Annotated in this window: 30 protein-coding genes; 11 read left to right on the forward strand and 19 right to left on the reverse strand. The window is 63.0% G+C overall.

Going from position 1 to position 25,001, the window contains the following annotated elements; all coding sequences use genetic code 11:
* Window positions 1-185: 185 nt before the first annotated feature.
* The 5 genes from JMJ54_RS13990 to ppa all read right to left on the reverse strand — a co-directional run bounded on the left by JMJ54_RS13990 (window position 186) and on the right by ppa (window position 3,902).
* On the reverse strand, window positions 186-536 hold the full coding sequence (locus JMJ54_RS13990; protein WP_203539173.1) for an MmcQ/YjbR family DNA-binding protein: 351 nt from the start codon (window positions 534-536) through the stop codon (window positions 186-188).
* Between the two features lie 71 nt (window positions 537-607).
* Window positions 608-910: a hypothetical protein gene (locus JMJ54_RS13995; RefSeq protein ID WP_203539174.1), complete on the reverse strand. Its 303-nt coding sequence runs from the start codon at window positions 908-910 to the stop codon at window positions 608-610.
* Window positions 911-960: 50 nt separating this feature from the next.
* Entirely contained in the window at window positions 961-1,287 is a 327-nt protein-coding gene (locus JMJ54_RS14000; RefSeq protein WP_203539175.1) for a hypothetical protein, read from the reverse strand.
* 538 nt (window positions 1,288-1,825) lie between these two features.
* Window positions 1,826-2,965, reverse strand: a complete 1,140-nt coding sequence (locus JMJ54_RS14005) for a porin (protein WP_203539176.1) — start codon at window positions 2,963-2,965, stop codon at window positions 1,826-1,828.
* Window positions 2,966-3,371: 406 nt separating this feature from the next.
* A complete protein-coding gene (ppa, locus tag JMJ54_RS14010) occupies window positions 3,372-3,902 on the reverse strand; it encodes an inorganic diphosphatase (RefSeq protein ID WP_070527721.1) in 531 nt (176 codons plus the stop codon).
* A gap of 170 nt (window positions 3,903-4,072) precedes the next feature.
* Between ppa and JMJ54_RS14015 the strand changes: the two genes are divergently transcribed.
* Both JMJ54_RS14015 and ampC read left to right on the forward strand, forming a co-directional pair.
* Entirely contained in the window at window positions 4,073-6,748 is a 2,676-nt protein-coding gene (locus JMJ54_RS14015; protein ID WP_203539177.1) for a bifunctional acetate--CoA ligase family protein/GNAT family N-acetyltransferase, read from the forward strand.
* 73 nt (window positions 6,749-6,821) lie between these two features.
* Window positions 6,822-8,039 carry a class C beta-lactamase gene (gene ampC / locus JMJ54_RS14020; RefSeq protein ID WP_203539178.1) on the forward strand — a complete coding sequence of 406 codons (1,218 nt, stop codon included), beginning with the start codon at window positions 6,822-6,824 and terminating at the stop codon, window positions 8,037-8,039.
* A gap of 114 nt (window positions 8,040-8,153) precedes the next feature.
* Here the strand turns inward: ampC and JMJ54_RS14025 are convergent, their stop codons facing one another.
* A complete protein-coding gene (locus tag JMJ54_RS14025; RefSeq protein ID WP_203539179.1) occupies window positions 8,154-8,852 on the reverse strand; it encodes a pirin family protein in 699 nt (232 codons plus the stop codon).
* A 113-nt stretch (window positions 8,853-8,965) separates the two neighbouring features.
* Between JMJ54_RS14025 and JMJ54_RS14030 the strand changes: the two genes are divergently transcribed.
* Window positions 8,966-9,877, forward strand: coding sequence for a LysR family transcriptional regulator (locus JMJ54_RS14030; protein ID WP_203539180.1), 912 nt, complete (start codon window positions 8,966-8,968; stop codon window positions 9,875-9,877).
* A gap of 46 nt (window positions 9,878-9,923) precedes the next feature.
* On the opposite strand, the gene JMJ54_RS14035 is transcribed toward JMJ54_RS14030, so the two are convergent.
* The 5 genes from JMJ54_RS14035 to JMJ54_RS14055 all read right to left on the reverse strand — a co-directional run bounded on the left by JMJ54_RS14035 (window position 9,924) and on the right by JMJ54_RS14055 (window position 12,621).
* On the reverse strand, window positions 9,924-10,379 hold the full coding sequence (locus JMJ54_RS14035; protein WP_203539181.1) for a YgiW/YdeI family stress tolerance OB fold protein: 456 nt from the start codon (window positions 10,377-10,379) through the stop codon (window positions 9,924-9,926).
* A 175-nt stretch (window positions 10,380-10,554) separates the two neighbouring features.
* Window positions 10,555-11,121 carry a YceI family protein gene (locus JMJ54_RS14040; protein WP_203539182.1) on the reverse strand — a complete coding sequence of 189 codons (567 nt, stop codon included), beginning with the start codon at window positions 11,119-11,121 and terminating at the stop codon, window positions 10,555-10,557.
* 15 nt (window positions 11,122-11,136) lie between these two features.
* On the reverse strand, window positions 11,137-11,466 hold the full coding sequence (locus JMJ54_RS14045; protein ID WP_189462094.1) for a DHCW motif cupin fold protein: 330 nt from the start codon (window positions 11,464-11,466) through the stop codon (window positions 11,137-11,139).
* A 2-nt stretch (window positions 11,467-11,468) separates the two neighbouring features.
* Window positions 11,469-12,038: a YceI family protein gene (locus JMJ54_RS14050; RefSeq protein WP_203539183.1), complete on the reverse strand. Its 570-nt coding sequence runs from the start codon at window positions 12,036-12,038 to the stop codon at window positions 11,469-11,471.
* Window positions 12,039-12,072: 34 nt separating this feature from the next.
* Window positions 12,073-12,621 (reverse strand): cytochrome b, encoded by a 549-nt coding sequence (locus JMJ54_RS14055; RefSeq protein WP_203539184.1) that lies wholly within the window; start codon window positions 12,619-12,621, stop codon window positions 12,073-12,075.
* 275 nt (window positions 12,622-12,896) lie between these two features.
* Between JMJ54_RS14055 and JMJ54_RS14060 the strand changes: the two genes are divergently transcribed.
* Entirely contained in the window at window positions 12,897-13,559 is a 663-nt protein-coding gene (locus JMJ54_RS14060; RefSeq protein ID WP_203539185.1) for a carbonic anhydrase, read from the forward strand.
* On the opposite strand, the gene JMJ54_RS14065 is transcribed toward JMJ54_RS14060, so the two are convergent.
* Window positions 13,546-14,463: a LysR substrate-binding domain-containing protein gene (locus JMJ54_RS14065; protein ID WP_203539186.1), complete on the reverse strand. Its 918-nt coding sequence runs from the start codon at window positions 14,461-14,463 to the stop codon at window positions 13,546-13,548. The genes JMJ54_RS14060 and JMJ54_RS14065 overlap by 14 nt on opposite strands.
* 107 nt (window positions 14,464-14,570) lie before the next feature.
* Between JMJ54_RS14065 and JMJ54_RS14070 the strand changes: the two genes are divergently transcribed.
* The 3 genes from JMJ54_RS14070 to JMJ54_RS14080 are packed head-to-tail and all read left to right on the forward strand — an operon-like array spanning window position 14,571 to window position 15,909.
* Window positions 14,571-14,894 (forward strand): carboxymuconolactone decarboxylase family protein, encoded by a 324-nt coding sequence (locus JMJ54_RS14070; RefSeq protein ID WP_203539187.1) that lies wholly within the window; start codon window positions 14,571-14,573, stop codon window positions 14,892-14,894.
* 5 nt (window positions 14,895-14,899) lie between these two features.
* Window positions 14,900-15,316 (forward strand): tautomerase family protein, encoded by a 417-nt coding sequence (locus JMJ54_RS14075; RefSeq protein ID WP_203539188.1) that lies wholly within the window; start codon window positions 14,900-14,902, stop codon window positions 15,314-15,316.
* Window positions 15,313-15,909, forward strand: coding sequence for a DUF4865 family protein (locus tag JMJ54_RS14080; RefSeq protein ID WP_203539189.1), 597 nt, complete (start codon window positions 15,313-15,315; stop codon window positions 15,907-15,909). Before JMJ54_RS14075 ends, JMJ54_RS14080 begins: the two co-directional genes overlap by 4 nt.
* Here JMJ54_RS14080 and JMJ54_RS14085 read toward each other — a convergent pair.
* From JMJ54_RS14085 to JMJ54_RS14095, 3 genes are all read right to left on the reverse strand, one after another.
* Window positions 15,888-16,352: a tetratricopeptide repeat protein gene (locus JMJ54_RS14085; protein ID WP_203539190.1), complete on the reverse strand. Its 465-nt coding sequence runs from the start codon at window positions 16,350-16,352 to the stop codon at window positions 15,888-15,890. The genes JMJ54_RS14080 and JMJ54_RS14085 overlap by 22 nt on opposite strands.
* Before the next feature lie 92 nt (window positions 16,353-16,444).
* Window positions 16,445-17,242: a Cof-type HAD-IIB family hydrolase gene (locus JMJ54_RS14090; RefSeq protein WP_203539191.1), complete on the reverse strand. Its 798-nt coding sequence runs from the start codon at window positions 17,240-17,242 to the stop codon at window positions 16,445-16,447.
* A 124-nt stretch (window positions 17,243-17,366) separates the two neighbouring features.
* Entirely contained in the window at window positions 17,367-18,017 is a 651-nt protein-coding gene (locus tag JMJ54_RS14095; protein ID WP_239000101.1) for a DUF924 family protein, read from the reverse strand.
* A gap of 89 nt (window positions 18,018-18,106) precedes the next feature.
* On the opposite strand from JMJ54_RS14095, the gene JMJ54_RS14100 reads away from it, so the two are divergent.
* Window positions 18,107-19,282, forward strand: a complete 1,176-nt coding sequence (locus JMJ54_RS14100) for a BaiN/RdsA family NAD(P)/FAD-dependent oxidoreductase (RefSeq protein ID WP_275411116.1) — start codon at window positions 18,107-18,109, stop codon at window positions 19,280-19,282.
* Window positions 19,283-19,549: 267 nt separating this feature from the next.
* Here JMJ54_RS14100 and dapB read toward each other — a convergent pair whose 3' ends face one another.
* Both dapB and JMJ54_RS14110 read right to left on the reverse strand, forming a co-directional pair.
* Window positions 19,550-20,350: a 4-hydroxy-tetrahydrodipicolinate reductase gene (gene dapB / locus JMJ54_RS14105; protein ID WP_203539192.1), complete on the reverse strand. Its 801-nt coding sequence runs from the start codon at window positions 20,348-20,350 to the stop codon at window positions 19,550-19,552.
* 4 nt (window positions 20,351-20,354) lie between these two features.
* Window positions 20,355-20,813: an outer membrane protein assembly factor BamE gene (locus JMJ54_RS14110; protein WP_203539193.1), complete on the reverse strand. Its 459-nt coding sequence runs from the start codon at window positions 20,811-20,813 to the stop codon at window positions 20,355-20,357.
* 138 nt (window positions 20,814-20,951) lie between these two features.
* Between JMJ54_RS14110 and fur the strand changes: the two genes are divergently transcribed.
* Genes fur through JMJ54_RS14125 form a run of 3 tightly spaced genes read left to right on the forward strand, consistent with a single transcriptional unit; the run spans window position 20,952 to window position 22,802 of the window.
* Entirely contained in the window at window positions 20,952-21,371 is a 420-nt protein-coding gene (gene fur / locus JMJ54_RS14115) for a ferric iron uptake transcriptional regulator (protein ID WP_203539194.1), read from the forward strand.
* 16 nt (window positions 21,372-21,387) lie between these two features.
* The gene (aat, locus tag JMJ54_RS14120; RefSeq protein ID WP_203539195.1) at window positions 21,388-22,089 is read left to right on the forward strand and encodes a leucyl/phenylalanyl-tRNA--protein transferase; all 702 of its coding nucleotides are present in this window, start codon (window positions 21,388-21,390) and stop codon (window positions 22,087-22,089) included.
* Window positions 22,086-22,802, forward strand: coding sequence for an arginyltransferase (locus JMJ54_RS14125; protein WP_203539196.1), 717 nt, complete (start codon window positions 22,086-22,088; stop codon window positions 22,800-22,802). The genes aat and JMJ54_RS14125 overlap by 4 nt, the downstream gene beginning before the upstream one ends.
* Here JMJ54_RS14125 and JMJ54_RS14130 read toward each other — a convergent pair whose 3' ends face one another.
* Both JMJ54_RS14130 and JMJ54_RS14135 read right to left on the reverse strand, forming a co-directional pair.
* The gene (locus JMJ54_RS14130) at window positions 22,803-23,126 is read right to left on the reverse strand and encodes a hypothetical protein (RefSeq protein ID WP_203539197.1); all 324 of its coding nucleotides are present in this window, start codon (window positions 23,124-23,126) and stop codon (window positions 22,803-22,805) included.
* Window positions 23,127-23,182: 56 nt separating this feature from the next.
* Window positions 23,183-24,883: a M30 family zinc metallopeptidase gene (locus tag JMJ54_RS14135; RefSeq protein WP_203539198.1), complete on the reverse strand. Its 1,701-nt coding sequence runs from the start codon at window positions 24,881-24,883 to the stop codon at window positions 23,183-23,185.
* Window positions 24,884-25,001 lie beyond the last annotated feature (118 nt).

Raw genomic sequence — 25,001 nt, forward strand, 5'->3', positions numbered from 1 at the left:
TAAGGCGCCTGACATTTGTATTCGGCGGGAAGAGTGGATGCGTAGGCAGTTTTCCACGTGTCGAAGTGAATTTCTGCAATCGAGCGAACATCTTCAGGTAGGGCACGCAGGATCTTCATGATGGCTAGCGCCCGAGTCAGGCCAAGGCGTGAAGCGGGTTCGGCGTGAATGATTTGTGAGGCCGCTTAGCCATGACGGCGATTGGCCTTCCTAGGACGAGTTATCGCCCAGGTATAAGACCATTCAATCAGCTCCTTAAGGTAGTCAACGGGAAAGGCGCCGACATCCACAATCGTGACCCAGTGGAATCTGGCCATGTAACGGGCCGGCTTGATACCGGGCACGTCAGTCAGCTCCAGAAAGCGCTCGGGGGTTGTGCGAATGCTGAAACGCCACTGCTCCGGTTCGCTGGTCTTGAAGTACGCAAACTTCTTGCCGCTAGCGTAATAGACGAGCACGTTGCTGGGCGGCCCGTACAACGTTGAAGTCGCGCCGGGAAAGCGGCTGCAATGCTCTTTGACAGCGGCAACATCCAATTTGCGCTCCTTGTGCAGCCTAACGTTTGAAGTGGCGGGGCCGCTTTTGCTGGCTCAGGTTGACTGCCGTGCTAGGCGTCATCATTCGCGCCACTTGGCTGAAAAAAGGACGAATCGAAATCATGACGTAGCTTAATTTCGTCATAGCAATGGGAGCAAACTACTGCATGATGGGTAAATGAACGAAAGCGCTCTGTTTTATCCTCTTCCTGCAAATAAACCAATTCACATGCATAGCACCAGCCTTGTTTGTTTTCCGGATCGTCACTATTTTCGATGAACCCCAAGGCGATGCCTGGGTTTTGTACAAGATGGCCACATACAGAAGATATTATCTGCGATCCCCCGTGGCAAGGGCAGTCAATTTCAAGCATGCCAGCTCCCTCCTGCTCTCATGACGCTAAACGTTTGAGTTGGGCTGCCTCTAGGAGGGGGCGCGACCGCAATGCCTGCATGGTAAACATTTTTCGAAACTAGAATAAACCTGTTTGATGGGCATGTTTTTACCATTTTTGAATTTAGCCAGATTTTTGTGGCAGTGAGGGCATTTCACAAAATGAAATAGGCTTATACGTGCAACTGTGTCGACAAGGAAGGCCATGCCGAAAGAACACAGGGCACCAATTGGTAGCTCAAGAACACCAGTATATGCAAGTATAAAAGACAGCAACAAGCCAACGATTAAAAAGAGGCGACTTGCCAGTTCCAGTTTTGGAATCCACTGTTTGTGAAGTAACTGCAGCGTATTCATTTAGGCCTAACGTGGTGTATACACCACGGTGCATAAAATAATATTTCGGTAACTGTTGGATAGTGCTGCCAACTCGCCATGACCTGCGCTTGCAGGTACAGGTGGAAGTTTGCCTGCGCTACCGTCGCTATAGCCCCTAAACCAATAAAGCTTACATTTACTACATAGAATACTTTATCAGGTTTGACGGGGCATGCCATCTGCAGGAAATGGGGCGGCCGGTGCGGGTGTGTTTTCTGGTTCACCCGTCAGTCGAGGGCCGTCTCCCTGGGGGGCGCAGACCCGGTGTTTCGGCGGGAGGATCAGTCCTCCGTCAGGATGGGGCTGGCTGGCCCCGATGGCCGACATGCGGATAAATTTTCGCGAGCCGATAGCGCAGCAGCCCGCATATGAGAAGACGATGGGTTGATCATGAGACCGCAGGCTGAATGGTCAGGGTTGCCGGAGATCTTGGCGTGTGCAAGGCGCAAAAAAAAAAGCCCGCGTGTGCGGGCTGCGGGCTTTGAAGTTGCGTGCATTTCCTCGAAACGGCGCTGGCTCAGAAACCCGTCCAGGTGCCGATCAGCAGCCGGTACGAATCGGTGCCCGGCTTGTACGACGTGCCGTAGGTGGCGCCGATGGTGCCATTGGTGTCGTTGGTGCTGAAACGGGTATCGAAGTAGGCCGAAGTGTTCTTCGACAGCGCGTAGGTGTAGCGCGCCAGCAGTGTCTGGCTGTCACTGTCGTCGATCCGGTTGCCGTTGATGTCCTTGGCGCCCCAGAAGTAGTTGTAGCCGACGGAGAAGCTGTGCTTGCCGGTGGTGTACATCCCCTGCAGCCAGGCTTGCTGCTGTTCCGGACCGGTGAAGTAGTTGCAACCGCCGACATTGTCGGCAAAGCCGTCGCCGGTGCCCGCTGCCGCGCCGGCCTTGGCCGAACCCGAGCAATCCCACCACTTGTAGCCGCCGCGAACGGTCCAGCCGCTGTCGCCGAAGGTGTAGCCGCCGGCGATGAAGGCGAATTTGTCCTCGTCGCCGACGCTGCCGTTTTGCAGCCGCGCCTTGGCTTGCTGGTAGCCGACGTTGATGCTGGCATTGTGGCCCGAGTAGCCGCCGGTGAGATCGGCAAAGTACTCGTTGCCGTCGCCCTGGTTTTGCTGGGTACGCAGTGCGTACATGCCCGAGAAGGTGAAGCCGTTCAGGTTCGGCGAATCGTAGACGATCGAGTTGTCGATGTTGAAACCGAGCAGGCCGACTTCCTCGACGTGCATCGAGCCGCCCTGGGCAGCGTACGGCCAGTCGAGCACCAGGTAGGACGGCGAATAGATCTTGCCGAGGCGGACGCTACCCCAGTCGCCCTTCCAGCCGCCCCAGGCTTCACGGTTGCCCCAGCTGCGCGAGCCGTTGCCGGAGTTGTTGTCGTTGTTGTGGGCGGCGTCGCTGCGGTAGTTCTCGGCGCCGGTCCAGATCTTCCAGATCACGCTCGAGCCGTTGTCGAGCTTGTCGTCACCCTGAAAGAAGATGCGCGGCTCGACGTCGAGCTGGACGTTGTCGCTGAACCCGTCGGCATTCGAGCCTTCGAGCAGGATGTCGGTTTCCATCGAGCCGCCGATGGTGACGGCGGCCATGGCCGGCGTGGCCAGACCGGCGGCGAGCAGCAGGGCGGACAGGGTGCTGAGGTAAGGTTTGCGGTGTTGCATGAATCGACTCCTTCTCTGTGCAGTTCGGTTTTTCGCCGCTTGTGCCGTAAAAAGCAGCGGTCGTTTGTGTAAAAAGTTGTTGAAACCAACAGAGTGGACTCTATGCCTGTGTAAATCTTGTTTCGTGTGTGATTAGATCGTGTTGAAACATTCTTGATAAACAACTTGTCATGCGATGGTGCTCTGGCTGCTTGCGGCCGAGGACACGAACGGCCAGCAATGGCGGGGCCTGGGCCGGGGTGCGGGGCAGAGGGGATGGGCATCCGTCCGCGGGCGCAGCCGGGAGTGGGCCGCGTGACGGGGCGTTTGAAGTCCCCGGGCGGGGCGTCATGCTGATGCAGCGGCACAACACGGACGTAAAAAAAGCCGGTCGATGACCGGCTTTTTCTGCAGGGCGGATATGCAATCAGCCTTTCTGGGCGCGCTCGAAGCTCGTGACGATCTCGGCCTGGGCTGCGGCCTTGTCGCCCCAGCCGGTGACCTTGACCCACTTGCCCTTCTCCAGATCCTTGTAGTGCTCGAAGTAGTGCTTCACTTGCGCGAGCAGCAGCTCCGGCAGGTCTTCCAGCTTCTGGATGTGGGCGTACATCGCGCACACTTTCTCGACCGGTACGGCGATGACCTTGGCGTCCTGACCGGCTTCGTCTTCCATGCCCAGCACGCCGATGGCGCGGCACTTGATGACCATGCCCGGCGACAGCGGGAACGGGGTGTGGACGAGGACGTCGACCGGATCGCCATCCAGCGACAGGGTATGCGGCACGAAGCCGTAGTTCATCGGGTACGACATCGAGGTGCCGACAAAACGGTCGACGATGATGCAGCCGGCTTCCTTGTCGAATTCGTACTTCACCGGCGGCGCATTGGCCGGGATTTCGATGATGACGTTGAAGTCGTTCGGCAGGTCCTTGCCGGCCGGGATCTTGCTGATGTCCATGCTGCTTCCTGATGCGGGTTATTTGGAAAACCCGAGAATTATAACGGTAGGTGATTTCGGCCGCATCCGGCGTGATCGGGCAATGGCAGAATGCGTCAGAGTTGATCCGTCGCAGCGCGTGCCACTTCGCTGCCATTAGAATGACGGCATAACCGGCAAAGGCTTGGGCCATGAAAAAACACTACCTGACCCCTCTGTTCGATCCGCGCTCGGTGGCGGTGATCGGCGCGTCGGACCGCGCCGGCTCGGTCGGGACCGTCGTCCTCGCCAACCTGCTCGAATCGGGATACGGCGGCAAGGTCTACCCGGTGAACCTGCGGCACGCAAAGGTGCAGGGTGTGGCGGCGTTCAAGCACGTGCGCGACATCGGTGCGCCGGTCGAGCTGGCGCTGATCACCACGCCGTCGAAAACACTGCCGGACGTGATCGAGGAGTGCGGCCGGGCCGGCATTCGCGCCGTGGTGATCATGAGCTGTGATTTCGTCGGCACCGACGCCAAGACCCGCAAGCTGCTCGACCGCATTCTGGTGCGGGCGCGCCAGTACGGCATCCGGCTGATCGGGCCGACGGTGTTCGGCATGGCGCGTGGCGCCAGCAAGTTTGCCGCGGCCAATTACATCGGCAAGATCAAGCCCGGCAGCATGGCGCTGGTGTCGCAGTCGTCGTCGGTGACCTCGGCCATTCTCGACTGGGCCGAGTCGCACGACATCGGTTTTTCCTCGGTGGTGTCGCTTGGCGTAGCCGCCGACGTCGATGTCGGTGAAACGCTGGATTATCTCGTCGCCGACAACAAGACCAAGAGCATCCTGCTGTACATCGAAGACGTGCATGACGCGCGCACGCTGATGTCGTCGCTGCGTGCCGCCGCGCGTTCCAAACCGGTGCTGGTGCTCAAGGTCGGCCGCTACGACGACGAGGTCAAGCTGGGGCGGACCCACTCGGAACGGCTGATCGGCCGCGACGACGTGTTCGACAATGCACTGCGCCGCGCCGGCGTGCTGCGGGTGCGCTCGATCAACCAGATTTTCACCGCCGCGCGGGTGCTGACCAACAACCAGCGGGTCAAGGGGCGCCGGCTGGCGATCCTCACCAACGGCATCGGCGCCGGGCTGATGGCGGTCGACCGGGCGCGCGACCTGAACGTGCCGCTGCCCAAGCTGTCGCCGGAGACCGTGGCGCGGCTCGACGCGATCATCCCGGGCCAGACCAGCCGCGACAATCCGGTCGACATCCTCGGCAACGCGCCGGCATCGCGCTTCGAAGCGGCGACCAGCATCATGCTCGAGGACCCGCAGATCGACGGCGTACTGGTGATCTTTACCCCGCAGGCCGGCACCGACGACATGGAAACGGCGCGGGCGCTTGCGGCGCTGCGCAAGGCGCATGAAAAGCCGATCCTGTTCGCATGGATCGGCGGCAAGAAGGTCGAAGCCAGCCGCAAGCTGCTCGCCAAGGCGGGGTGTGCGTATTTTCACGCGCCCGAGCAGGCGATCGAGGTGTTCTATTCGCTGGCCGCGTGGCAGTACAACCAGCAGTTGCTGCTGCAGACGCCGGGCCCGCTGGGCGAATGGGACGCGCCCGATCTCGAGACTGCGCGCATGATCATCGACGGCGTGCTCGCGGGTGGCCGCAGCGTGCTCGACGAGATCGAATCCAAGGCCATCCTGCGTGCGTTCAATATTCCGGTAACGCTGACGATGCGCGCCGCCAGTGCCGACGAAGCGGTCAACGCCGCGATGGGCATGGGTCTGCCGGTGGCGCTGAAAATCGATGCCGAAGGCGTACTGCACAAGACCGACGTCGACGGCGTGGCGCTGGGGCTGACCAGTCTGGTGCAGGTGGCAGCCGAGGCGAACAAGATGCTGGCGCGGGCGCGCGACCGGCTCGGCGACAAGCTCCGGGGGCTGACGGTGCAGCCGATGCACGGCAAGAAGAACGCCCGGGAGCTGATGGTCGGCGTCGCGCACGACCGCGCGTTCGGACCGGTGATCACCTTCGGCGCCGGCGGCATTGCCGTCGAGGTCTTCAACGATGTGGCGGTGGCTCTGCCGCCGCTGAACGAATACCTGGCCGAAAACCTGATCCGCCGGACCCGGGTGAAGAAAATGCTCGAGACCTTCCGCAACCAGCCGGCGGCCGATCTCGATGCGGTCAAGGGCGTGCTGCTGCGGGTGTCGGAGATGGTGTGCGAGCTGCCGCAGATCCAGCATCTCGACATCAACCCGCTGGTCGTCGACGAGGCCGGCGTGATCGCTGTCGATGCGCGAATCATTGTCGCGCCGGTGGACCCCGAGGCGCGCCGCTATGCGCACATGGCGATCCATCCTTATCCGTCGCATCTGGTACAGGTCACGCAACTGAAGACCGGCATGCCGGTGACGATCCGGCCGATCCGCCCCGAAGACGCCGAGCTGATCATTTCCTTCGTCGGCAACCTGTCGGAAGAGACGCGCTACAACCGCTACATGAGCACGCTGAAATCGCTGCCGCAGATCCAGCTCGCCCGCTTCACCCAGATCGATTATGCCCGCGAGCTGGCGCTGGTCGCCGCGGTCGAGTCGGGCGGCGGCGAGGCCATCGTCGCGGTCGCGCGTTTTGTGGTGAACCCGGATTACGACAGCTGCGAATTCGCCATCGTCATCGACGACGCCTGGCAGGGCAAGGGGCTGGGCAACCGGCTGATGAATGCGCTGTTTGACGCCGCGCGCGACATGCGTTTGTCGGAGGTCGAGGGCGAAGTGCTGACCAGCAACAAGACCATGCTGTCGTTCATGAAGTCGCTCGGTTTCGAGGTCAAGCCGCATCCGGACGACGACGGCCTCAAATGGGTAGTCAAGCCGCTCTGACGGTGCCTGGGGGGGCGGGAATTTGCCGGATTGTCGGTGGCGGGCAAACCGGTCACGCTTTGCCGCTCGGCGAATGGCGCCGACCGCCGAAGCCCTGCTGAAAAAGGAAACCAGCTTGACCGTCCTGCCCAAACTCCTTGGCCTGATCGCGCCCGTCGTCGCGGCCTGCCTTCCCTTCGTTGCTCACGCAGCCGACGACGACGCCAGAATCCGCAGCATCGTCGATGCGGCAATCCGCCCGGTGATCCAGCAGTACGACGTGCCCGGCATGGCCGTCGCGGTCATCGTTGACGGCAAGCCCCGCTTCTTCAATTACGGTGTCGCGTCGCGACAGGACCATACCCCGGTCAGCGAGAACACGCTGTTCGAACTCGGCTCCGTCAGCAAGACGTTCACGGCAACGCTGGCGTTGTACGCGCAGGAAACCGGGAAGCTGTCGCTGGCCGATCACCCCGGGCGATACATGCCCGCGCTTGCGGGCTATCCGGTCGACAAGGCCAGTCTGCTCGAACTGGGCACGTACAGCGCCGGCGGCTTGCCGCTGCAGTTTCCGGACGCCGTGTCGGACGACGCGCAAATGATCGACTATTTCCGGCAATGGAAGCCGGATGCCGAACCCGGCGTGCTGCGCCGCTATTCCAATCCCAGCATCGGTCTGCTCGGGCATGTCACCGCGATCGCACTGAAAAGCAGTTTTGCCGACGCGGTGGAAACCCGGCTTTTCCCGGCGCTCGGCCTGAACCAGAGTTATGTCCGTGTGCCGCAAGGCGAGATGGCCCGCTATGCATGGGGCTACGACAAGACGAACAAAGCCATCCGGGTGAATCCGGGCATGTTCGATGCGGAAGCCTACGGCATCAAGTCTTCGGCGGCCGACATGGCCCGTTTCGTGCAGGCAAACATCGATCCGGCCAGGCTTGAAGGCCCGATGCGACGCGCCGTCGAGGGCAGCCATACCGGCTACTTCAGGATCGGCGAGATGGTGCAGGGCCTGGGCTGGGAGCAGTATCCGTACCCGGTTTCGCTGCAGCGACTGCAGGCCGGCAACTCGCCGGAGGTGAGCATGAAGCCCAATCCGGCAGTGAAGCTGACCCCGCCGCGCAAACTGTCAGGCGCGACGCTGTTCAACAAGACCGGCGCAACGAACGGATTCGGCGCCTACGTGGCTTTCGTGCCCGAGGAGAAGATCGGCATCGTGATGCTGGCAAACCGGAACTTCCCGATTCCGGCCCGGATCGATGCGGCGCATGCAATCCTGAGCCGGCTCGCGCCCGGTTCGACGCAGCGCTGAACGTCGGGCGTGAACATCCGCCCGGTCGTTGATTCGGTCAGCGAAGCCCCCGGCTGCGACGGCCCGGGGTTTCGCCGGCCGACAACCTGAACCGTACGGGCCAGGCGCCGGTCGTCAGGCGAGGTCGAACACCAGTACCTCGGCCTGCTTGCCGGCCGCGACGGTGACCGACGTCTCGTCGCTGAGCATCAGTGCATCACCCGTCTCCAGTGCAATGCCGTTGACTTCGGCGTTGCCGCGGGCGACATGCACATAGGCGCGCCGGCCGGCCGCAATCGGCTGCGTCGCTGTTTCCTCGCCGTCAAACAGCCCGCTGTAGAGCCGCAGATCCTGGTGGATCGTCACCGAGCCATCGGCGCCGTCGGCACTGGCAACCAAACGCAGGCGGCCGCGTTTTTCGTCGTCGCCGAAATGCGTTTCCTCGTACGACGGCTTCACGCCCTTGCGGTCCGGGATGACCCAGATCTGCAGGAAGTGCGCGGCGTTCTGCTTCGACGGGTTGAACTCCGAATGCAGCACGCCGGTGCCGGCGCTCATGCGCTGAACGCTGCCGGGACGGATCACCGAGCCGTTGCCCATGCTGTCCTTGTGCTCCAGTTCGCCTTCGAGCACGTAGCTGATGATTTCCATATCGCTGTGCGGGTGCGTGCCGAAGCCCATGCCGGGGGCGACGCGGTCGTCGTTGATGACGCGCAGCGCGCCGAACTGGACATGAGCCGGATCGTAGTAACCGGCAAACGAGAAGCTGTGCCAGGAGTCCAGCCAGCCGTGGTTGGCATGGCCGCGTTCGCCGGCTTTGCGCAGCTTGATCATGGTGTACTCCTTCTAAGTTGTTGAACCAGTAACGCTATGCTATTCCTTGACTTAATGTGTTGATAGCGAAAAGATATGGATATCTTGTTCGAATTTATGAATGGATATTTTCCATGCTCAGGCTCAATCTCGAATCGCTGGAAATCATCGACGCCATCGCCCGCAAGGGCAGCTTTGCGGCCGCGGCCGAAGCGGTGCACCGGGTGCCGTCGGCGGTCACCTACATGGTCAAGAAGCTCGAGGATGAACTCGACGTGCAGCTGTTCGACCGCAGCGGCCACCGCGCCCGGCTGACGCCGGCCGGCGAGACACTGCTCGAGGAAGGGCGGCATCTGCTACGCGCGGCCGGCGATCTGGAGTGCCGGGTCAAGCGGGTGGCGACTGGCTGGGAAACCGAGCTGAATATCGCCATCGATGCGCTGATGCCGCTGTCGCTGATGCACGGGTGGATTGCCGAGTTCGACGCGCTCGAATCCGGCACGCGGCTGCGCTTCTCGCGCGAAACGCTCGGCGGTGTGTGGGAAGCGCTGGTCGACCATCGTGCCGACCTTGTGATCGGTGCATCGCTCGAGGGGCCTCACGGTGGCGGCTATGCCACGCACTATCTGGGCGACTGCGAGTTCATTTTCGCCGTTGCGCCACAACATCCGCTCGCGGCGCTGCCCGAGCCCTTGCAGGCCGCGCAGATCCAGCAGCACCGCTCGTGCGCGATCGCCGACAGCTCGCGTCACCTGATGCCGCGCACGGTCGGCATCCTTTCGGGGCAGGCGACGCTGACGGTGCCCGATCTGGCCGCCAAGCTGGACGTACAGCTGGCCGGGCTGGGCTGCGGTTATCTGCCGCACTGCGTTGCTGCGCCCTATCTGGCGGACGGGCGGCTGGTGCAAAAGGCGATCGAGGAGGTGAAGCCGCCGACCCGGCTCTACGCCGCCTGGCGTACCAGTGGCGCGGGCCGGGCCTTGCGCTGGTGGCTGGATGCGCTGGCGGCGGACGAGCGGATCGGTCGCTGGCTCGCCGGGCGCTAGGCCCAACAAAGGTGGCTGCCGGATCGGCGGCCACCATGCTGGACCATCAGTTGCCGGTTTTGGTCTTCTTGGCGACCACGGCGGGCTTCTTGGCCGATGTGGTCTTCTGCGGTGCCGATTTGGCCGGTGCGTCAGCGTCGGCCGGCACGATTTCAAGCGATTGCACCGAAACGCCGATGCAGCTGAGGGCACGGTCGATGTCGCCGATCACACGAACCTTGGTACGGTCGTTGACGGCTTCCTTCGGCCACTGCTCCTCGTCGATATCGATGCCGATGGCACCGCTCTTGTCGCGAAACTCGTAACGGTCGCCCTTGAGTTTGCGCAGGATGTAGCCTTCGAGGCTGACTGCGGTCTTGTCCGGCGCCTGCAGTGCGGCAGCGGCAGTGTCGACGTCGGTGGCTTCGCTGCCAGGGCCGTTGTAGCCGGCCTGGGCCGACGCTAGCCAGAGCCCCGACAACAGGGCCAGACAGACGATGGGGGTGTGCGTGCCTGTGCTCATGATGACCTCCTGGTCCCATACAGGGCTCGTACGCGCGTGTTTTTCGCTGCACTGTGAAAACTTGTCGCTGGCCCATGTGCTTACAGTGTAGGCAGCGCCATTGGCGGGGAAGGGGGCCGGAAAAGCAAAAACCCGCGGTGATCGCGGGTTTTTGCGGGCGGGCAGACAGGCGGTTTTATTGCTTGCCGGCTTCGACCTGGATCGTCAGTTTGACTTCATCACCCACGGCCGGCAGGTAAGCCTTCATGCCGAAATCGCTGCGCTTGAGCACGGCGGTCGCGGCGGCACCGCACCACGGCTTCTTCATCATCGGGTGCTGGCCACACTTGAAGTCGCCGACGGCCAGCGTCAGCGGCTTGGTGACGCCGAGCAGGGTGAAGTCGCCGTCGACTGCGACCAGCTTGTCGCCGTCGAACTTGAAGTTCTTCGACTTGAACGTCGCGGTCGGGTACTTGGTGACGTTGAAGAAGTCTTCGCCCTTCAGGTGCTTGTCACGCGCATCCCAGCCGGTGTCGATGCTGGCGGTGTCGATGGTGATGTCGACGCTGCCGGTCTTCTTTTCAGCGTCGAGCACGATGCTGCCGCTGGTCTTGTCGAACGTGCCTTGCTGGGTCGAGAAACCGAGGTGGTTGATCGAGAAGCTCGCCGCGGTATGCGACGGATCGATCGAGTAGGTTTCCGGTGCGGCGAAGGCGGCCGAGGCGACGGTGGCGAAGGCGGCGGCGATGATCAGTTTTTTCATGTGTGTACTCCAGGGTCAATCGACGATGAAAAGGGTGGCTCCGGTCCGGGTGGACGAGCGGTGCGGTTCGGCGTTGTCGGCCACCTGATAGCTCATGCCGGGCAGGAGCGTGTAGCGGCGGCCGTCGGCGAGTTCGGTGTCGAGCTCGCCGGATAGGCACAGCAGGATGTGGCCCTTGCTGCACCAGTGATCGGCCAGATAGCCCGGCGTGTAGCTGACGCGGCGCACGCGCACGTTGCCGAACTGGCGGGTGCGCCAGCGTGCTTCGCCGGTTTCGCCCGGGTGCACGGTCTCTTCGACCGTGTCCCAGTCGGTGACGCCGAAGGCGATCTGGTCCAGTTGCATGCTTACTTGCCGGCCTTGCCGTTCAGCACGAAGCGGTACTTGACCAGCACTTCGTCGGCCACTGCACCGGTATCGGCCCAGTCGCCGTCGCCAAGCTTGTACTGCAGGCGTAGCAACGGGAAGCTGCCGTCGAGCTGCAGGTCGGCACCGTTCTGCTTGGCGGTGAAGGTCGAGACGATGTCGCGGCTCACGCCCTTGATCACCAGCGGACCACGCGCTTCGAACTTGCCGTTGCCGAGCGATTTGACACTCTTGGCGGTGAAAGTTGCCTTCGGGGTGGCGGCCGTGTTGAACCAGGCCTTTTTCTTGGCCTCGTTGTCGCCATCCGGGCTGCCGGTGTCGATGCTGGCGAGGTCGACGCTGAACTCGGCCTTGGTGGCTTCCGGCTTGGCCGGGTCGAAGTCGACGCTGGCGGCAAAGCGCTTGAAGCTGCCGTCGCTCGGCGTGTTCATCTGCTTGAAGGTGAAGCCGATCTGGCTCTTGGCGGCATTCAGCGTCTGCGCGGCCTGGGCCGGAACGATCACGGCGGCGGCCAGCGTCGCGGCGATCAGCGTGGTACGGAAACGGGTCATCGTGTTCTCCTTGTTGTGGATGTCCGGGGCCGGATCAGCGGCCCCAGGGCAACATGCGCGACAGTGTGGCGTCGCGGTCGATCAGGTGATGCTTGATCGCGGCGGCGGCGTGCAGCACCACCAGTGCGAGCAGGGTATAGCCAAGGTAGTAGTGGACTTCGGCCAGCGTTGCGCCGAGTGTTTCGTTCTTGCCGACCAGATCCGGCAGTGGCCATTCACCGAACAGCACCACCGAGTAACCCTTGGCCGAACTCATCAGCCAGCCGATACAGGGCAGGGCGAACATCAACAGATACAGCAGGTGATGGATGCTGGCGGCCGCCTTGAGCTGCCAGGCCGGCTGGTTCGGCAACGGCGCCGGTGCGCCACGTCCGAGTCGCCACGCCAGCCGCAGGATCAGCAGGAACATCACGCTGATGCCGGCCCATTTGTGCCAGGCGATGACCTGGAACTTGAGCTTGAACGTCTGCGGGCCGAGTTCGAGGCTGTTGAAGTACCAGATCAGGCCGAAAGCCGAAAAGATCAGCAGCGCCATCACCCAGTGCAGCGCCATCTGCAGCGGGTCGTAACGATCTCGCGACATGAAGATTCCTTATTCAGATTTATTGACCTGAAGCAAATAGTATTGCCGTAGGCTCATCGATGGATAGCTAAAAATATGCAACTGATAGTTCAAAAAAATAGAATGAGATGGCCAGGGCCACCGTCACAATGTAGCGCCGGGCTTCGAATCATGTCGAGTGCTTACGACCGGCAAAAGGCGATCTTGCGCTGCAGCAGGTAGAATCCCCTACGTGGATGTTTGCATATCTCGCAGCGCGCCATTCCGGCGCGAGGCCTTTCAGGAATCTACTTGGCATGAAAGACATCGAAAAGTTCATTGGCGGCTTCCGCCGCTTCCAGCACAAGTACTTCGGCGAAGACACCAAGCTCTTCGAAAGCCTCAAACGCCGGCAGAAGCCGAAGACCCTGCTGATCGGCTGTTCGGACTCGCGCGTCGATCCGGCCATCCTGACCGATTGCGATCCGGGCGACCTGTTCGTCGTGCGCAACGTCGCCAACTTGGTGCCGCCGTTCGAAACGGGTGGTCAGTACCACGGTGTGTCGGCGGCGATCGAGTACGCGGTCAAGAGCCTCAAGGTGAGGCAGATCGTCGTCATGGGCCATTCGGCCTGTGGCGGAATCGGCGCGCTGATGGCGGGTGACGATGCGTCGAACGAAACCGACTTCATCGGCAGCTGGGTCAGCATCGCCAATCCGGCCAAGCAGCAAGTACTGGCCGAACTCGACTACAAGAGCCCGGAAGCACAAGTCCGCGCTTGCGAGCTGGCGGCGATCATCGTCTCGCTCGACAACCTGATGTCCTTCCCGTTCGTTGCCGAACGCGTTGCTGCCGGCGAGCTGGCACTGATCGGCTGGTACTTCGACATCCAGCAGGGCGCACTGTTCCAGTTCAATCCGGACGTGAACGCCTTCGAAGCCGTGGTCGAAGCGCCCGACAACGGCGTCACGGCCGAGTAAGCCCCGCCGCCACGCCGCCCGGCGTGGCATCGAACCAGCCGGCCAGCGCCTGCTGCAGCATGTGCTGCAGGCCGCGGACCGCCGGGGCCGGATCGGCTTCGGCGCGCAGCAGGCGCAAATCCAGTGCCGGCAAGGCCGGCAATCCCGTTTCGGCGGCGTCGAGCCGCCGTACCCGCTCCGGCAGACCCAACGGCGTGCGCACCGCCAGGCCCAGCCCGGCGCCAACGGCCGACCAGATGCCGGCCAGACTGGTGCTGGTAAAGGCAATCCGCCACGCGATCCCGGCGTGATCGAGCGCATCGGCGGCCGCGCTGCGCATCAGGCACGGCGCCTCGAACGCAACCAGTGGCAATGCCGCACCAGCCTGCCATGCGCGATCGGCGTCGGCAGGCCCGATCCAGCACATCGGCACCGTACCCAGCCGCTCGGCATGACGCGCCGGCGTTCCGTCGTCCCAGGACAAAGCTACGTCGAGTTGCCCGGTGTCGATCCCCTTCATCAGTGCGGCGTTGCGGCCGACCGTCACGTCAAGCCGGACGTCCGGATTCGCACGGGCAAATTGTCCGAGCAGCTGTGGCAGCAGCGATTCGCCGAAATCCTCCGGCAGGCCGAGGCGGACTTCGCTGCTCTGGTTCATGCCGTGCAGCGCATCGGCTGCCGCATCATTCAACGCCAGCAACCGCCTTGCGTAAGCCAGAAGCGTCTCGCCGGCATCGGTCAGCACCAGCCTCCGGCCGGACTTGCGCAGGACGGGCGTGCCGGCCTGATCTTCCAGCTTCTTCAACTGGGCGCTGACGGCCGACGTCGAACGCCCCAGCCGGTCTGCCGCCTTGGCAAAGCTGCCCAGCTCGACGCCGGTGACAAAGCAGCGCAGGACATCCAGATCAAAGTGCACGCGTCGCATTAATAGTCCTGTTTTTCAGGATTGTTTATCAAAAACATTCCAATATTCAGTATTAAATTGCGGCGCTAAGGTGGTGGTGTCAAGTTTTCCTGCCAAGGAGCAATGCCATGAACCTGCTGGATGGATTGGGCCAGCGTGCGCTGGGCCAACTGGCGCCGAAGCTCGCCGCGTTGTCCGACGAGGTGCTGTTCGGCGATGTGTGGCAGCGACCCCAGCTGTCGAAGCGCGACCGCAGTCTGATCACGGTGGCCACGCTGCTGGCGCTGGGCCGAAGCGAACAGCTGCCGTTCCATTTCAACCTGGCCCGCGCGCATGGCGTGAGCGACGACGAGTTGCGCGAGCTGGGTACGCATCTGGCGTTCTACGCCGGCTGGCCGGCTGCCGCATCGGCGCTGACCGTGCTGGGCCGTCCCGACCACGCACAGGAGTGAACATCATGCCTTTCGCACGGATATCGCTTTTGCAGGGCAAGTCGCCGGCCTGGCTGCGGGCCGTCTCGGACGCGGTGCAGCAGGCACTCGAACAGTCTTTCGAAGTGCCTGCCGGTGACCGTTTCCAGGTGATCGAACAACTGGCGCCGGGCTCGCTGGTGTTCGATCGCGACTATCTGGGCGGCCCGCGTTCGGACGATTTCGTCCTGATCGCGCTGACCGCCGGCCGGCCACGCTCGACCGAAACCAAGCAGGCGTTCTTCAGTTGCCTGGCGCGCTTGCTCGAAGCCTCGCCGGGCATCCGGCCTGCCGACGTCATGGTGGTGATCACCACCACCGAACTGGACAGCTGGTCGTTCGGCTACGGTCGCGCCACGATGATCGTGCCGCCCGATGCAGCTCATGGCGGGGCGCCGCAATGATCGCGATGCAGTACAGCATTCTGCTGCCGGCCAACTACGACATGGCCATCATCGACGCACGGATCGCGACCAGGGGCGGGCTGACGGATCGGCTGTCCGGGCTGATTTTCAAGGCTTACCTGAGTGCAAGGCGTAGCGAGGGGGCGCGGCACAATCTGTATGCGCCGCTCTATCTCTGGCAGGACATCGCCGCAATGAACGCCTTTCTGAGCGGCCCGGGTTTCGCCGGACTGTGCGCCGATTTCGGCCGGCCACCGGTGCAATGCTGGCCGGTCTGGCAGGCGGGGTGGACCGGGGACTTGCCAAACGCACGGTTTGCCAGCCGCACGCAGCTGGCAATGGCCCCGGCCGGGGGACTGGGTGACTTGAGGGCTGCCGAAGCCGGGATGTCACAACAACGGATCAGCGAGCACGGTGCTTGCGCCGCGCTGGTCGCCTACGACCCGATCAGCTGGACGCTGACGCGGTTTGCCTTGTGGACTGATCGACCGATGCCGGATGAAGTGGGCGATGTACAGCCGTATGCGGTCGGCCACGTCTCCGCGCCCGGACTGATGCAGGCGGCAGAGGGCTACTGCGCCTTGGCGCGGTAGGTGTCGATGGCGGCGGCGAGGTCGCGTTCCTCTTCGCAAGTGCCGCACAGCGTTTTCAACTGGTCGAGTACGGCTTGCGCCTTCTCGGGTTGTCCGGCCTGCAGCCAGGCTTCGCCGAGATATTCATGCGCACCGAGGTGGCGCGGGTTCAGTCGCAAGGCTTCGTCGTAAGCGGCAAAGGCCTGCTGCAGGTTGCCGCGCTTGCGCTCGCAATAGCCGGTCCAGTTCCACAGGTCGGCATTGCGCGGGTCGCGCTGTCGCGCCGCGTCGAGTACCTGCAGGGCCTGATCCCATTGCTGCTGGTCGATCGACTGGCGTGCGCTGGCGATGGCCTTGCTGGTCTCGCTGTCGGCGCTGCTTCTGGCCGGTGGTGATCCGCCGCCCGATGCCGATGCCAAGCCGGCGAGCATCAGGCCCGCCACCAAACAGAACGTCCGCCACATGGGTTTGCTCCAGACCGTCATCTTCTGAGCATGACAAAACGCGCCGGCAGCGGGGCTGCGGGCGCGTTGTCGGCGTGACGGGCGGTGCCGGGTCAGTCGAGCTTGAACAGCTCGCGCAGCTTCAAGGCGACCGAGGCATCGGTATTGCGGCCGATCTGCGGCACATCGGGCAGCAACGCGACGAGCTTGGCATTGGCATTGCCCATCAGGAACGGGTGACCCACGGTGCCGAGCATTTCGAGGTCGTTCAGGCCGTCGCCAAACGCAACGCAGTCCTTCATGTGCAGGTCGAGCTCATCGAGCACCACTTGCAGCGCGTGGCCCTTGGACACGGTCGGCGCCATGATTTCCAGGCAGTTCGGCAACGAATAGGTGATGTACAGCCCGTGGCCGAAACGCTCGTACAGCTTGGCTTCGATCTTGGCCAGATGCTCGGGGTCGGCAATGTACAGCACCTTGCCGACGCCTTCGCCGTCGTGATTGGGCAGGTCGGCAACGCGGTAGGTGAAGCCGGAGTCCTTGTGCATCTCCAGCAGCCAGTCGCACTCCTCGCCAACCAGCCACTCTTCGTCGAGGTAGAGGTTGACTTGGGCGCCGTCGCTGAACTCGGGCTGCATCATCTCGCGCACGATGGCCGGGGCGATGTTCTTGGCGTAGATCTGCCGGTTGTCCGGATCATGAATCCGTGCGCCGTTGGACGTGACCAGATGGGCACGAATGCCCAGCGCGGCGCGGATGCCGCGCACGTCGCAGTAATGGCGACCGGTCGCGATGATCAAGGGAATGCCGCGCGCTTCCAGCGTTTGCAGCGTCTGGGCGGTGAAGGCCGAGGCGGTATGGTCGCCGTCGAGCAGCGTACCGTCGAGGTCGGAGGCAATAACCTGATACATGGGAACTCCGGGCAGAGGAATCCGATCATTCTACGGCGCCGGCTTCCTGATGAGCAGTCAAAAATGCCGCTGGCGTGCCGCCGCGCCTAGCGGATTTCCCCGATGCGCGGTGGCGGCGGAGCGTTCAGAACCCCGATCCCGGTTGCGCCAGATAATCGAGTTCGTCCGGGGTGCACTCGCGACCGAGGACGGCGTTGCGGTGCGGAAAGCGGCCGAAGCGGGTGATGACGTCATGGTGCAGCACCGCGTAACGGTGGAATTCGCCGAGTACATCGTGGCCGAGCCATTCGGCGGTCAGCGCGAGCATGCGTTCCTGATCGGCCAGCGATTCGGAATGCTCGAACGGCAGGTAAAGGAACAGTTGCTCGACCGGCGTCAGTGCTTCGTGCCAGCCGGTCTCCAGCGCGGCGTGCGCGACTCGGCAGGCCAGCGTGTCTCCGGCAAAGGCCTTGGCGCTGCTGCGGAACAGGTTGCGCGGGAACTGGTCGAGCACGACGACCTGCGCCAGCGCGCCACGGGCGTCGGCGGCCCAGCTGTCGCAGCCACCGGCGAGGGCGGCATCGACGGTGGCAAGAAAGCGCCGGCGGATTGCGGCATCGAACACCGGGTCCTTGCGGAACCAGGCGGCACGGGGCTGCTGGTAATCCGGGTCGTCCGGGCAGCCGAACCAGAAGGCCAGCACCTCGTCCGGCGTGGCGATGGTGTCGTGACCGGCTTTGACCCGGCCGCTTTTCACTTGGCCTTCCGGGCTGGATCGGCGAATCAGTTCGGGCATTACGGCGGCCTCCGGGCGGTTGATGCTTCGCAGTGTAAACCGCTGGGCTTGCGGCGCGGCTACAATCGCCGCTCGCAGGGAGACGTGATTTGGAACGCAAGACGAAGGTAGACGTGGTGGTGCTGGGTGCCGGCGCGGCAGGGATGATGTGCGCAGCGACCGCCGGCATGATGGGACGCAGCGTGGTGCTGATCGACCACGCCAGCAAGCTGGCCGAGAAAATCCGCATTTCCGGTGGTGGCCGGTGCAATTTCACCAACCTCAATGTACGGCCCGAGTGCTATCTGTCGCAGAACCCGCATTTCGTCAAATCGGCGCTGGCGCAGTACACCCAGCACGACTTCATCAAGCTGGTCGAGTCGCACGGGCTGACCTACCACGAGAAGACGCTGGGCCAGCTGTTCTGTGATCAGGGCTCCGGCGCAATCATCGACATGCTGAAGGCCGAGGTCGACCAGGTCGGCGTGACGTGGCGCATGCAGACGCCGATCGGCGCGGTCCGGCAGGTTGAAGGCGGCTTCGAGGTCGACGCTGGTGATGAAATCTGGTGCTGTGCATCGCTGGTCGTCGCCACCGGCGGGCTGTCGATTCCGCAGATCGGCGCCACCGGCATCGGCTACGATCTTGCCCGCCAGTTCGGGCTGGCCATCGTGCCGACCAGTGCCGCGCTGGTGCCGCTGACTTTCCAGCCGCAGGACCTGTGGGGCGAGCTGGCGGGCGTGGCGCTCGAATCGGCAGAGGTCGGCGCCGGCAAGGCGCGTTTCCGCGAGGACGTGCTGTTGACGCACAAGGGCGTGTCGGGCCCGGCGATCCTGCAGGTCTCGTCGTACTGGCAACCGGGGGAGCCGGTCCACATCGATCTGCTGCCCGACGAGGATCCTGCCGCCTTCCTCGAAGAGGCCAATCGCGACGCCTTGTTGTCGACCGTGCTGGCCGAACGTCTGCCGCGACGCTTTGCGCAGGCGCTGGCGGCCCAGTTCGGCGAGATCAAACCGCTGAAGCAGTACTTGCCCCGACAGGTGGCCGAGGTCGCCACCCGTTTGTCGGACTGGCAGGTCGTGCCTTCCGGTACGCTGGGCTACAAGAAGGCCGAAGTGACCAAGGGCGGTGTCGACACCAAGGCCCTGAATTCCAAGACACTGATGGCGCGCGACGTGCCGGGCCTGTTCTTCATCGGCGAGGTGGTCGACGTGACCGGCTGGCTCGGCGGTTACAATTTTCAGTGGGCCTGGTCATCGGGCTATGTGGCGGGAATGAATGCCTAGTGCTACGGTGGAAGAGTAGGTAGGGGCGCGGGCCGGAGTTCTGCCAACGCCCTGTACTGCCGGTGAAGCAAAAGCCGGCCATCGGTCGAACTGCGGTTCGGCCCGGAACCTGCCGGTGGCAATCGAGGCGAATTCAACATGTGCCTGCGATTATGGAGCTGCCGGACTCGTTCCAGCGGGGCGCCATGCGGCGCCCTGTTTCTTTATGACGACCTGCAGGTCATGAAAAAGGGCGCCAGCGGCGCCCTTGATTTTGTCGGCCGGTACTCAGCGCAGGCCGAGTACGTCCTGCATGTCGAAAAACCCCGACTGCTTGCCGGCGAGGAAATGCGCGGCGCGGATGCTGCCCTGAGCATAAATCGTCCGGTTGCTGGCCTTGTGGCTGATCTCGATGCGTTCACCCAGACCGGCAAACATCACCGTGTGGTCGCCGATCACGTCGCCGCCGCGCAGCGTGGCAAAACCGATGGTGCCGGGTTCGCGTTCGCCGGTGATGCCTTCGCGGGCGTAGACGGCCGCTTCCTTCAGCGTACGGCCTTGTGCCGTGGCGACGGTTTCACCGAGCATCAGCGCGGTGCCCGACGGGGCATCGACCTTCAGCCGGTGGTGCATCTCGACCACTTCGACGTCGTAGCCGACATTGAGCGCCTTGCCGGCGACTTCAAGCAGCTTGATCAGCAGATTGACGCCGACACTCATGTTGTAGGCATGGACGATGGCGATGTCGGCTGCCGCTTCGCGGATCGCGGCGCTGCCGGCTTCGTCGAAACCGGTGGTGCCGATGATCATGTTGACGCCGTAGGCGCGGCAGGCGGCGACGTGCGCCAGCGTGCCCTCGGGCCGCGTGAAGTCGATCAGCACGTCGGCCCCTTCGAGTGCCGTCAGATCGGCACCGATGAGTACGCCGCTTTGCTTGCCGAGGAATGCGGTCGCATCCAGGCCCAGCGTGTCGGAGCCCGGACGGTCGAGCGCGGCATGCAGCTCGCAGTCGGTGGCGGCCAGCGTGGCTTCGACCAGCATCCGGCCCATGCGGCCGGACGCGCCGGCAATGGCGATACGGATGGCCATGGGATTACTCCTTGAGCAGTGGTTTGACTTCCTGGGTCGGGCTGTCGGCCGCACCTGGTGCTACGGTGCTTTGCAGGTTCTTGTTGTCGGCATCCGGACGCGAATCAAGCATCTTGCCGTCCTTCGCGCGAATCGCCTCGGGCAGCGTGTCGCCTTCCCAGCGGGTCAGGCTGTCGCCGTCGAAGAACACTGCGAAGGTTTTCTTCTGTTCAAGCTTGCCGCCGCGTGCATCGCTGTACACGTAGTCCCAGCGATTGGCGTGGAACGGGTCGTTCAGCAGCGGCGTGCCCAGCAGAAAGCGGACTTGTGCGCGGGTCATGCCGGGTTTGAGCTGGCCGACCAGATCGGCGGTGACTTCGTTGCCTTGGGGAATATCGAGTTTGTACGGGGTCAGCCAGTTCATGACACCGCAGCCGCTGAGCATGACTGCTGCGACCAGGGGGGCGATCAAGCGAAGTTGCATGGAGCCTGCAATCCGTGGAAATGGGCCAATCGGTGTGCCGGCACCCGGTTGGAGTCGGCACGGTAAACGCTATATCATACCGGTAGTCGCCCGGCCTCGCAGCCTTGGCGAATCTACCTTGCCCGGATACGGAACCCAATGAGCAAAGCTAACGAACTCAAGGGCATGGGCCTCAAAGCCACCGGCCCGCGCTTGAAAATCCTCAATCTGTTCGAGACCAGCGAACAGCGCCATCTGTCGGCCGAGGATGTCTACCGTGTATTGATGGCCGAACACACCGACATCGGGCTGGCCACGGTCTACCGCGTGCTGACGCAGTTCGAGCAGGCCGGCATTCTCGAGCGTCACCACTTCGAGACCGGCAAGGCGGTGTTCGAGCTCAATCAGGGCGGTCACCACGATCACCTCGTCTGTGTGAAGTGCGGCAAGGTCGAGGAATTCTGCGACCCGGAAATCGAGCAGCGTCAGGAAGCGATTGCCAAGTCGCACGGCTTCGAGATCCAGGATCACGAGATGTATCTCTACGGCATCTGCAAGGATTGCCAGCAGAAGAAGTGAGCATCGGCGCGTCCCGATGATCGCCTGGCTCGACGCTAGTCTGCGCTTTCCGCCGCTCGCGCACGCCCTGGCCGAACCCAACGGCCTGCTCGCCGCGGGCGGTGATCTCAGTGCCGCACGCCTGCTGGCGGCCTACCGCGCCGGCATTTTCCCCTGGTACATGCCGGACGAGCCCATCCTGTGGTGGAGTCCCGATCCGCGCATGGTGCTCGACCCCGATGCGCTGCACGTTGGCCGCTCGCTCGCCAAGGTGATCCGCCACCGGGATTATGAAGTCCGCTTCGATACCGCCTTCGACGCCGTCATGGCCGGCTGCGCCGCGCCGCGCGGCGCCGATCACGGTACATGGATCAGTGATGCCATCCTGTCCGGTTATGGCGAGTTGCATCGCCTCGGGGTCGCGCACAGCGCCGAATGCTGGATCGATGGTGAACTGGCCGGCGGCCTGTATGGTGTGGCGATCGGCCGGATGTTTTACGGCGAATCGATGTTCGCGCGGGCGCCGGATGCGTCGAAAATCGCCTTCGTCCATCTGGTGCGCTGGCTGCAGCGACAGGGGTTCGGGCTGATCGACTGTCAGATGCGCACCGAACATCTGGCGCGTTTTGGCGCACACGAAATTCCGCGCAGCGAATTTCTTGCTAGGCTGGAAAAACTGACAGCCCAACCAGATGTACCCGGACCGTGGTTGTACCGGGCGCAGGGGGAACCAAGATGAACCCGCGTATCCAGTCTCTGCAACTGCAGTTCTACGCCACTGCACCGTATCCATGCAGTTACCTGCCCGAGCAGCTTGCGCGCTCGCAGGTTGCCGTACCGTCCGAAGTCATCGACGCCCAGAGTTACAGCCAGCTGGTGCAGATCGGCTTTCGCCGCAGCGGCCAGTTTGTCTACCGGCCGCATTGCGACCGCTGTCGGGCTTGTGTGCCGGTCCGAATTCCCGTTGATGCTTTCGAGCCCGACCGCAGCCAGCGGCGTGCACAGCAAAAGCACGGCCAGTTGCGCGCCCGGCTGCTGGGTCTTGAGTATTCCGACGCGCATTTCATGCTTTACCAGCGTTACCAGGCTGCACGCCATGCCGGTGGCGGCATGGATCAGGACGGGCGCGAGCAGTACGAGAATTTCATCCTCAAAAGCAACGTTGCCAGCTTTCTGGTCGAGTTTCGCGAGGCGGGCCAACTGCGGATGGTCAGCCTGATCGACCAGCTCGACGACGGCATGTCATCGGTCTACACCTTCTACGATCCGGACGTGCCGGGCGCCAGCTACGGCGTGTACAACGTGCTGTGGCAGATCAGCCTGGCCCGGCAGTTCGGCTTGCCCTACCTGTACCTGGGGTACTGGATCGAGCGCTGCGGCAAAATGGCCTACAAGACGCGCTATCAACCGATCGAGGGGTTGGTGGACAGCGAGTGGCAGCGCTTGCCGTAGTTACTTGGCGTCGGTCTGCTCGCTGATCTCGATCACCTTCAATCGTGGTCGCAGCGCGCCGGACGACGGCGTGCGCTCCACGACGCCGCGAACCCGGACGGTTTTGTTCTGCAGTGGCACATACTGTGCTTTTTGCAGTGCGCTCAGCTCCCATTGTTGCGTTGTAGTCAGCAGTGTCGGCACCGGAAATGGCTCGTTGCCGATCAGCACCAGGGTCCCGTCGGCCGTGACGGTTTGACCCACGGTGTAACCGGGGGCCGCACAGGCCGCCAGTAGCGGAACTGCGGCAAGAACGGGTATGGCAAACCAGGCGAGGGTACGCATCGGACTGCTCCGGAAAAAACGGCCATGCCGGGGCAATGGCCGTTGGGAGATCGCGTTCAGTTCACAATAACGGAAAGCGTGGTACCCGGAGGGACGCTCAGCGTTTCCGAGTAGGTGACGCCTACCGGCTTGCGGACAATCGGGAAGTGGGCGTAGCCCTGCAGCAAGGTCGGCACCGTGGTCGGGAGCGTGCGCAGATTGGCGTAGTCGGGACCGTTGACGCCCGGCAGGGTAAAGCCGCTGTCGATCCGCTGCGGATAGCCGAAGCTGCCCGGTGAGGTGGCGGCCGGCATCAACGCGACGCTGGTACCCCAGCGACGAAGGGCATCGGTGTAGCCGAGGCCGCCAAACCGCTTGATCGAGTTGTCGAGGAGTTCGGCCGGCTGGCTTGCTGCACTGAAGCTGTTGTTACGCAGGAAGTGCTTGTAGAAGTCGATGCCGTACTGGCGCAACAGATAACCGCCAAAACTGCCGGCTACGCTGTAGCTGAAGCAGCTCGAATCGATGTCCGAATCCCACACCAGCAGGTTGCAGTTGTAGCCCCCCTGGCTCAGCCAGTCGGGGAAGCGGCTGTCGCGCGTTGCGTTGTAGCTGGCGTCGAGGCGGTCGCCGACGATGTCTTCCATCATCAACGCGCTCATTTCTTCCCAACTGGCAGCGAAGCGATTGTCCAGCACGATGCTGCGTTGATAGAAATTGATCATGTGCACGAACTCGTGCGCGAGTGTGCTGACCTGCGTCTTGAGTCCCCCAGCGCCACCGAGATAAACCGTTTCCGTATCCATGTAGAACGACAACGACTGATTGCTGTGGGCCAGATCCGGGTCACTGGGGTTCTTGACGAAGTTGTTGAGGCTCCAGAAGTAGCCCAGCAATCCGTAAGGTTTGCTGTCACGCTTGAAATTGACGAAGACGATGTCGATTTCCTGGCTACCGGGGATCAGGTCGCTATACGGGTGCGTGCCCCATGGCTGACCGGCGAGGCCGGTGACCATCGAGTAAACCGAGTTGGCGCCGTCGGCGAAGCGGCTGGCAATGGTGTCGAGCTGGGTTTGGGTCAGCTTTCCTGCGCCGAACTCGCCGTTTTCCACCCAGAAGTTGATGACACGCTGATCGCCTGCGGTGACTTTCTTCTGTAGTACCGCCGTACGCGTTTCGAATCCGCTATCGGCGTCCACTTCCCATGTACGGCTGCTACCCAGTACCGACGCAGCAGGGGCCTTCATTGCCCGCAACGCACCGGCAGCAGCGAGGTGTTGCGGGCGCTGCGCGAAGTTGCGGACGGCTGCAGGGATGTGGTTCTGAAGGTCGGGGGCTGTTGTGGTCGCTACCGATTTGCGCGAGGCCAGCGAAGCACTCAGCGTGATCGCCGGCATGGCGACCGGGGTGGCGCGTTGGTTGGTGTAAAGCAGCGTTACGCTCTTGCCGGCGACGCCGCCCAGCGACACGGTGACGTTGGCATTGCTCGCGGTCGTGTTGGTGTAGCGCCAGGCGCCGACGCCGCTCCCCGAATAGACCGGGCCGCTGGCACCGCAACCGGGGCCGGCGCAGTCCACGCCAAAGGTATTGTCGCTGACAAACGGAGGCGGGTTGACCGGTGAGGGCGTGGGGGCCGGCGTCGGCACCGGTGTGGGTGTCGGCACGGGTGTCGGTGCTGGCGCCGGTGCCGAACTGCCACTGCTCCCGCCACCACCACCGCAGGCTGCGACGAGGGATGCGGCGAGGAGGGCTGCGAGTGTCCGGTTCTGGAGGGGCATGGTGGGTCTGCGGGAAATGATCGAGCGTGGGCCGTGTTGCGGCATTCTGAGCGGATACTAAATTCGAGTAATTTTTGTGTAAATAAATATCGAAAACGCAGGTCACGAGTGGCGTATT

The sequence above is a fragment of the Jeongeupia naejangsanensis genome (genome assembly GCF_016865585.1).
Taxonomy (GTDB): domain Bacteria; phylum Pseudomonadota; class Gammaproteobacteria; order Burkholderiales; family Chitinibacteraceae; genus Jeongeupia; species Jeongeupia naejangsanensis.

Coding starts and splice junctions, on each gene's coding strand:
- ampC (WP_203539178.1), top strand. CDS start 6,822: ATGGCGCCGACCGCCGAAGCCCTGCTGAAAAAGGAAACCAGCTTGACC.
- dapB (WP_203539192.1), bottom strand. CDS start 20,350: ATGGCCATCCGTATCGCCATTGCCGGCGCGTCCGGCCGCATGGGCCGG.
- fur (WP_203539194.1), top strand. CDS start 20,952: ATGAGCAAAGCTAACGAACTCAAGGGCATGGGCCTCAAAGCCACCGGC.
- JMJ54_RS14130 (WP_203539197.1), bottom strand. CDS start 23,126: ATGCGTACCCTCGCCTGGTTTGCCATACCCGTTCTTGCCGCAGTTCCG.
- aat (WP_203539195.1), top strand. CDS start 21,388: ATGATCGCCTGGCTCGACGCTAGTCTGCGCTTTCCGCCGCTCGCGCAC.
- JMJ54_RS14000 (WP_203539175.1), bottom strand. CDS start 1,287: ATGAATACGCTGCAGTTACTTCACAAACAGTGGATTCCAAAACTGGAA.
- JMJ54_RS14005 (WP_203539176.1), bottom strand. CDS start 2,965: ATGCAACACCGCAAACCTTACCTCAGCACCCTGTCCGCCCTGCTGCTC.
- JMJ54_RS14045 (WP_189462094.1), bottom strand. CDS start 11,466: ATGCAACTGGACCAGATCGCCTTCGGCGTCACCGACTGGGACACGGTC.
- JMJ54_RS13995 (WP_203539174.1), bottom strand. CDS start 910: ATGCTTGAAATTGACTGCCCTTGCCACGGGGGATCGCAGATAATATCT.
- JMJ54_RS14135 (WP_203539198.1), bottom strand. CDS start 24,883: ATGCCCCTCCAGAACCGGACACTCGCAGCCCTCCTCGCCGCATCCCTC.
- JMJ54_RS14075 (WP_203539188.1), top strand. CDS start 14,900: ATGCCTTTCGCACGGATATCGCTTTTGCAGGGCAAGTCGCCGGCCTGG.
- JMJ54_RS14080 (WP_203539189.1), top strand. CDS start 15,313: ATGATCGCGATGCAGTACAGCATTCTGCTGCCGGCCAACTACGACATG.
- JMJ54_RS14055 (WP_203539184.1), bottom strand. CDS start 12,621: ATGTCGCGAGATCGTTACGACCCGCTGCAGATGGCGCTGCACTGGGTG.
- JMJ54_RS14110 (WP_203539193.1), bottom strand. CDS start 20,813: ATGCAACTTCGCTTGATCGCCCCCCTGGTCGCAGCAGTCATGCTCAGC.
- JMJ54_RS14070 (WP_203539187.1), top strand. CDS start 14,571: ATGAACCTGCTGGATGGATTGGGCCAGCGTGCGCTGGGCCAACTGGCG.
- ppa (WP_070527721.1), bottom strand. CDS start 3,902: ATGGACATCAGCAAGATCCCGGCCGGCAAGGACCTGCCGAACGACTTC.
- JMJ54_RS14060 (WP_203539185.1), top strand. CDS start 12,897: ATGAAAGACATCGAAAAGTTCATTGGCGGCTTCCGCCGCTTCCAGCAC.
- JMJ54_RS14040 (WP_203539182.1), bottom strand. CDS start 11,121: ATGAAAAAACTGATCATCGCCGCCGCCTTCGCCACCGTCGCCTCGGCC.
- JMJ54_RS14035 (WP_203539181.1), bottom strand. CDS start 10,379: ATGAGCACAGGCACGCACACCCCCATCGTCTGTCTGGCCCTGTTGTCG.
- JMJ54_RS14095 (WP_239000101.1), bottom strand. CDS start 18,017: ATGCCCGAACTGATTCGCCGATCCAGCCCGGAAGGCCAAGTGAAAAGC.
- JMJ54_RS14065 (WP_203539186.1), bottom strand. CDS start 14,463: ATGCGACGCGTGCACTTTGATCTGGATGTCCTGCGCTGCTTTGTCACC.
- JMJ54_RS14125 (WP_203539196.1), top strand. CDS start 22,086: ATGAACCCGCGTATCCAGTCTCTGCAACTGCAGTTCTACGCCACTGCA.
- JMJ54_RS14090 (WP_203539191.1), bottom strand. CDS start 17,242: ATGTATCAGGTTATTGCCTCCGACCTCGACGGTACGCTGCTCGACGGC.
- JMJ54_RS14030 (WP_203539180.1), top strand. CDS start 8,966: ATGCTCAGGCTCAATCTCGAATCGCTGGAAATCATCGACGCCATCGCC.
- JMJ54_RS14085 (WP_203539190.1), bottom strand. CDS start 16,352: ATGTGGCGGACGTTCTGTTTGGTGGCGGGCCTGATGCTCGCCGGCTTG.
- JMJ54_RS14050 (WP_203539183.1), bottom strand. CDS start 12,038: ATGACCCGTTTCCGTACCACGCTGATCGCCGCGACGCTGGCCGCCGCC.
- JMJ54_RS14015 (WP_203539177.1), top strand. CDS start 4,073: ATGAAAAAACACTACCTGACCCCTCTGTTCGATCCGCGCTCGGTGGCG.
- JMJ54_RS14025 (WP_203539179.1), bottom strand. CDS start 8,852: ATGATCAAGCTGCGCAAAGCCGGCGAACGCGGCCATGCCAACCACGGC.